Annotated in this window: 4 protein-coding genes; all 4 read right to left on the reverse strand. The window is 57.6% G+C overall.

All coding sequences use genetic code 11. The annotated features are described in order from the left end of the window. Positions 1 to 319: 319 nt before the first annotated feature. Positions 320 to 1078 (reverse strand): DUF1080 domain-containing protein, encoded by a 759-nt coding sequence (locus tag ACF8AM_RS11085; protein WP_392555698.1) that lies wholly within the window; start codon positions 1076 to 1078, stop codon positions 320 to 322. A 40-nt stretch (positions 1079 to 1118) separates the two neighbouring features. Further along, positions 1119 to 2528, reverse strand: coding sequence for a sulfatase (locus ACF8AM_RS11090; protein ID WP_392555699.1), 1410 nt, complete (start codon positions 2526 to 2528; stop codon positions 1119 to 1121). A 55-nt stretch (positions 2529 to 2583) separates the two neighbouring features. Beyond that, positions 2584 to 4029 (reverse strand): sulfatase, encoded by a 1446-nt coding sequence (locus ACF8AM_RS11095; protein WP_392555700.1) that lies wholly within the window; start codon positions 4027 to 4029, stop codon positions 2584 to 2586. A gap of 507 nt (positions 4030 to 4536) precedes the next feature. Beyond that, a complete protein-coding gene (locus ACF8AM_RS11100) occupies positions 4537 to 5361 on the reverse strand; it encodes a hypothetical protein (RefSeq protein ID WP_392555701.1) in 825 nt (274 codons plus the stop codon). Positions 5362 to 5757 lie beyond the last annotated feature (396 nt).

The following is a 5757-nucleotide window of genomic DNA, read 5'->3' on the forward strand; positions in this document are numbered from 1 at the left end:
ACTGAATGCCGTACTTTACTCGCGGCAAAAATGGCCAGGTGTCGGAGCGCGGCTCGAATAAAAGTCGGGCCGTGCTCAGACCTGGCCTAGGAAAATTTTTGCAACCATGGCGGAGACCGACCGGTGAAAACGGCGCGCGAAGCAGACGAAATTCGGCAACAAATGGCGCTGATACGAGACGATTTGCGCGGTGAAGTGGGAGAGATCGTAACGAGTGCCCGCACCTTGTCGGATTGGTCATGCATGCCCCAATGCTAGTCAGAGGCGATCAGCCGCGGAAGCCAGCCCACTGGCCGTCCTCCTCGGATCGAAGACGGCATCACTCCGTCTTTTTGTCTGTTCTCTCAACCACCCAGATGTTTCTGAATTTCACTTTGGATCCGTGTTCTTGCAACACGATCGGCATGGTCGGCTCCTCCGGGAAAGCGGCGTATTTGTTGCGACGCAGTGACAATTTGAAGTCGTCGTGAATCAACTTTCCATTCAGCCGCACGGTGACACGCGCGGCACCGTTTTCCGTCATGAAGCCGTTCTTGCCAATCTCGGCGGCTTGGTACTCCAGGTCCACCGTTTGCCACTCCCCGGGGCCGAGTGCGGCGTTCACGTCAGGGGCCCGGATTTGATAGATCGCACCGCAGTCACCCAGGCCGGCGCGCTCTTTGTCGGCACTGTTGAGTATCTGCAACTCATACAACGGGCCGAAGAAGATCCCGCTGTTCCCGCTGCCTTCCTCGGGCAACTGAAACTCCAGGTGCAATCGATAGTCACCGAACGTTTGCTTCGTGCAAAGAAACTGCTTGCGGCGTTTGCCGTCCATTTCAAACGCGATTTCCATCGCATCGCCGTCCACAATTTTCCATTGCACTTCCTGTTGATCGTCGTTGGGATTGATCCACTGCCACGAGAAAGGTTTCCAAGCATCCACCCCGGAACCGTCAAACAGAATGACCGCGTCCTCAGGCGGCTGCTGGCCAAGTGTCGATGCAACCGCGTTGTCCGATGCGAACGTGATGGCCGTCGATGCAGAGACGCACACGAAGAAGAGTAGCGAGCGGAGCCCCAGGCTTCTTGAATTCATTTTCTTCTCGATTGATTGAGGAGTGGTTGCTTCAGCCAATTCATTTGGTTGTGCGTGGCTCATTGAGCCAGTCATGGAGCTCAGCACTCAGTGACGCGACCAGCTCGGGATGCTGGGCGAGCACGTTGTGTTTCTCGTTCGGATCGGTGGCCACATCAAACAGTTCGACCGGTTTGCCTTTGAAGGCGAGCAGCTTCCAGTCCCCACGTCTCACCACCTCCGTCGCGAAGGGCTTGGGTTTGGGAGTGTGACGCTGAAGCGATTTGTAGAGATCCAATTGCCAAAACACGGTCCCTCTTTCTTCGTCACTCGGCGGGGTGCCTCCCTTCCAATGAGGCAACAAACTCAGTCCATCCACGGACAATCCGCCGGGCAAGTCGACACCGGCGGCGTTGCAAAAACTGGGCAACAAATCGTTGGTGTGGCCAAATGCCTGCGATGTTTGTCCCGGCGGAATGACGGCCGGCCAACGCACGATCATCGGCACGCGAATTCCACCGTCATGCAGGTCCGTCTTGCCGCCTTTCAAATCGTGAATGAAGCCTTCATACGCCGCTCCATTGTCGCTGGTGAACAGGACCAACGTGTTGTCGGCGATTTTCAGTTCATCGAGCTTTCGAAGGATCTCGCCCACCTTGGCGTCCATGTGCTGCACCATCGATCGGAAGCGATGCTGGTCGTCGCTGATCCCGTCCGCGGCGGTGTCGGACCAATGCGGCTCGGGTGCCGGTTCATAAGGTTTGTGGGGAACGAGCCACCACATGTTGATGAAAAACGGAGCGTCTTCGCTGGAGAGTTTCTCGATCATCTCGACCGCGAAATCTCCATTGGCATCGGTGAGGTGTTTGGGATAGTACGGGTCGTCTTGGCGGATTTGTTGGTCGTTGCGAAGAAGGACCGTCCCGCCTTTCCGGAAGAGCGTTTTGTCACGCCCCATTTTGCCGCGAAGTGGTTGTTGCTCAATCTGCGTTTGATAGAAATCGAATCCGTGTTGGCGAGGACCGGGCTGGTTGGTCAAGCGTTTTCCTGTTTCGTCGACGTGCAGTCCACCGAGATGCCACTTGCCAATGTGCGCGGTGTTGTAGCCCGCGTCACTCAAAAGTTCAGCCACCGTCGTCGCGGATTCGGGCAGCCACCCGTTTCGGTCATTGAAGTGTTTCGTGATCCCAAATCGCAGCGGATAGCGACCGGTCAGCACCGAGGCTCGCGTGGGAGAACAAACTGCCGAACCGGCGTGGAAGCGATCGCACTTCAAACCTTCATCGGCCAACCGATCCAGATGTGGCGTCTTGACGGCGGGGCTGCCAAAACACGACAGGTCTCCGTAGCCGAGGTCGTCCGCCAGCAACAGGATGATGTTGGGACGATCGTCCGCGTGAAGCGACCTTGCGTCGGCCAGAAAGACAACGGTGATGCAGGCAATCGCCAGCGAGTGGATCAGAGGTTTCATGTTTGGGACGTGGGTGATGGAGGAGTGCCGCTTGAGAGAGGCGGCCTTGGGAAATTCATTTGCCCGAATGAGACGACTTGCTTTTGCGAGCAGGCGGCGGCACAGGCGGCTTCGTCGGACGAACATCCATCGGATCGAAGAACCGCATGTTGGTTCCGACTCGGTCGTAGTCGCCGAGGTCTTCTCGCATCGATTCGGCGAGCGCCAGCAGCCTTTCAACAACCTGTGGATTTTCCGCCGCCACGTTCGTTGTTTCGCCGAGGTCGTTTCGCAAATCAACCAGAAACGGACTTTCAAAACCGATCCGGTCCTTGGGAGCGATGTGGAAATTGCGACTGAACGGGGCGACTCCGATCGGTTCTTTTTCGCGTGGCAAGTGGAGCTTCCATTTGCCCTGCCGAACGGCCTGCAGATGAACTCGAAGGTAATAGAAGAACGCCTTGTCTGGGTTGGCTTGATCCAATTGGCCGTGAAAGAGATGGCGGATGTCTTCCCCGTCGATCACTCGATCGGATGGAACATCGGCACCGGCGAGAGCGGCCAAGGTTGGCATCACGTCCATGGTCGTGGCAATCGAATCGCAAACCGTTCCCGCGGGCACTCTGCCGGGTCCCCACAGAATCGCGGGGACTCGCACGCCGCCTTCGAAAGAGGAAACCTTGCCGCTGCGCAGCGGACCAGCCGATCCGCCGTGATCACGTGGGCGATGCCCGTCGACATGCCCCTTGTTCTTGACCAACCAAGGACCATTGTCGCTGGTGAATAGAACGTAGGTGTTTTCAGCCAGCTTCCGTTCACTGAGCGTGTCCAGGATCCTGCCAACGTTGAAATCGATCTCTTCAATGACATCGCCATACAGACCACGTTGGCTCTTGCCCTTGAACGCTTTGGATGCATCCAACCGCGTGTGTGGCATGGTGTGAGGGATGTAAACAAAGAACGGCTGATCTTGGTTCTGCTCGATGAACGAGATCGCCTCGTCGGTGTACCGCCGAGTCAACGTCGCCATGTCGGAATCCGGTTCGATCAGCTCTTCGTTGCGGTACAGATTCGCCACACGGTCATTGCTGGTGGGTGTTCCGTAGAAGTAGTCAAATCCCTGGCCGGTTGGAAGCAAATCGGGGAAGAAGTCCGTTTGAGTGTGTTTGGCGAGATCCCACTTGCCAAAGCAAGCCGTCGCGTAGCCTTTCGTTTTCAAGACTTCGGCGATTGTGATTTCGTCTTCGTGCAAGATCGGATGAATCTGCTTGGTGTGCCCTCGTTCCGCCACCCGCAGCGGGTAGCAACCGGTCATCAAAGCGGCTCGCGATGGTCCGCAGATGGGTTGAGCGTAGAAGCTGGTGAACTTCATGCCAGCACTTGCCATCGCGTCCAACCGCGGCGTCCGGATGTCGGGCGAGCCAAAGCAGCCCACGTCCTGGTAGCCTTGGTCGTCGGTGAAAATCACGACAAAGTTCGGCGGCCCGGCCGCAGCGATTCCCTGCATCAGGCAAACGCACATCAGGGCTTGGAACAGGGGCTTCATGGTAGGTCTTCGGGCTAGGATTGAATGAACAGCTCGGTGAGTGAGAAACGCCTCACAACAACCCGACGCCTGAGTTTCGAAGTTGCACTTTCGCGTGAGGCATTGTTTTTATCACAACCCGAAGCGTCAGCGAGGGACCCACACGCTCACAGCAACGGCACATGGTCCCTCGCTCACTCGTCGGGTAAGGATTGAATGAACAGCCCGGTGAGTGAGCGACGCCCTCACAACCACCCGACGCGTCAGTTTCAAAGCTGCACTTTCGCGTGAGGCATTGTTTTTATCACAACCCGACGCGTCAGCGAGGGACGCCCCCTGAACTGGTATCGAAACCAAGGACTCGTCGCCTCGTCCACTACGATCATCCCACACGTTTTGCTTTGACAGACCACTCGACCGTCAATCACAACCCGAAGCGTCAGCGAGGGACCCACACGCTCACTGCAACGACACATGATCCCTCGCACCGCGAGCCGATGCCACTTACTTGAGCACCGGCCCGGCGATTTCTTCGCCGTTGGTGGTGAGTAGCTGGAAGTGGTGCACGCCGACTTTCTGTCCATCCCGGTAAGTCCACACGACTTGCTTGTCGCGTGTCACTTCCATCAACTTGGGTGCGTCCACGTCAGCTCGACCGCCCGCGTAGCTGGTGATGACGACGTTCCCATTGGGCAACACTTGGGCGCCGCAGGGATCCTGCAACCATTCCCCCGGCAGGTCCTCGTTGGTCAACGTCCAGATGACCTTGCCATCCGCGTCGAAGTCAACGACTCGGTTCCCGTTCGTGAACGTCACCAGCGTTTGCCCGTCACCGTGACGGATCGCCGTGAAAGGCCACGAGTGAATCGCGTGCTCGGCGTCACCCGGCACGGTGGTGTCAAGTTTGCCCAGGATTTCTCCGTTGCGGTCATAGTGAAAGACAGCGAAATCCAAAAGATGCGGGACCAGGTAGGTGCCATCAGCTAGCTTGCGAGCCATCCGAGACTGCATGTGATGGTTCTTCTTTTGGCAGGCCAGCGGGAATTCCAGGATCACTTCACCAGTCGAACTGAGTTCCAGCAACCGAGGCTGCTTGCCCGCTTCCGTGATCACAAACGTGCCTTCGGCGGTGGGATGCGTGCTGTTGACCTCGCTCTGCGTGCCCTTCCAGATCAGAGTCTCTTTTCCGTCGGGAGCGATCTGGACGACCGCTCCACCACGATACCGTTTGGATTTGTTCAGCGTCAGAATCATCGTGCCGTCCTTCAGCACGTACCCATCGCGAGTCGCCGACGGATACGTCCAACTGGCTTTCCCGTCCTCACCCATCAAATAGGTCTTCTGACCGCAAGCCAAGAAGCTGTGCGAAACCTCCTCGGCCGCAGCCGAGTTGCTCCCCACCGCCAGCCCATCGCCGGGGTGCCCGCCCCAAGCCACAACAAAAACAAAGAGCAAGCAAGCGATCGATCGAAACGAAAAGTTCATATTGGCCCAGGAAGAGAAAGATGATCAAGGCGGGTTCAGCAAGCCCAACAGTTTACTTGAACGGGAGGGGGAAAGGGCCACAGGGCCACAGGGTCACAGGGCCACAGGGCCACAGGACCACAGGACCACAGGGCATCAGGGGATCAGGGCATCAGGGCATCAGGGCATCAGGGCTCCGTGCTCGGTCGACAGAGCTAGCTCGTGCTGGGGCACGTCAGCGTGCTCGTGCAGCGGCTCGGC

Source organism: Rhodopirellula sp. JB055 (assembly GCF_043100905.1).
Taxonomy (GTDB): domain Bacteria; phylum Planctomycetota; class Planctomycetia; order Pirellulales; family Pirellulaceae; genus Rhodopirellula.

Excerpts from the sequence above, each read along its gene's own strand:
- ACF8AM_RS11085 (WP_392555698.1), bottom strand. The coding sequence starts at position 1,078 with ATGAATTCAAGAAGCCTGGGGCTCCGCTCGCTACTCTTCTTCGTGTGC.
- ACF8AM_RS11090 (WP_392555699.1), bottom strand. The coding sequence starts at position 2,528 with ATGAAACCTCTGATCCACTCGCTGGCGATTGCCTGCATCACCGTTGTC.
- ACF8AM_RS11095 (WP_392555700.1), bottom strand. The coding sequence starts at position 4,029 with ATGTGCGTTTGCCTGATGCAGGGAATCGCTGCGGCCGGGCCGCCGAAC.
- ACF8AM_RS11100 (WP_392555701.1), bottom strand. The coding sequence starts at position 5,361 with ATGGGTGAGGACGGGAAAGCCAGTTGGACGTATCCGTCGGCGACTCGC.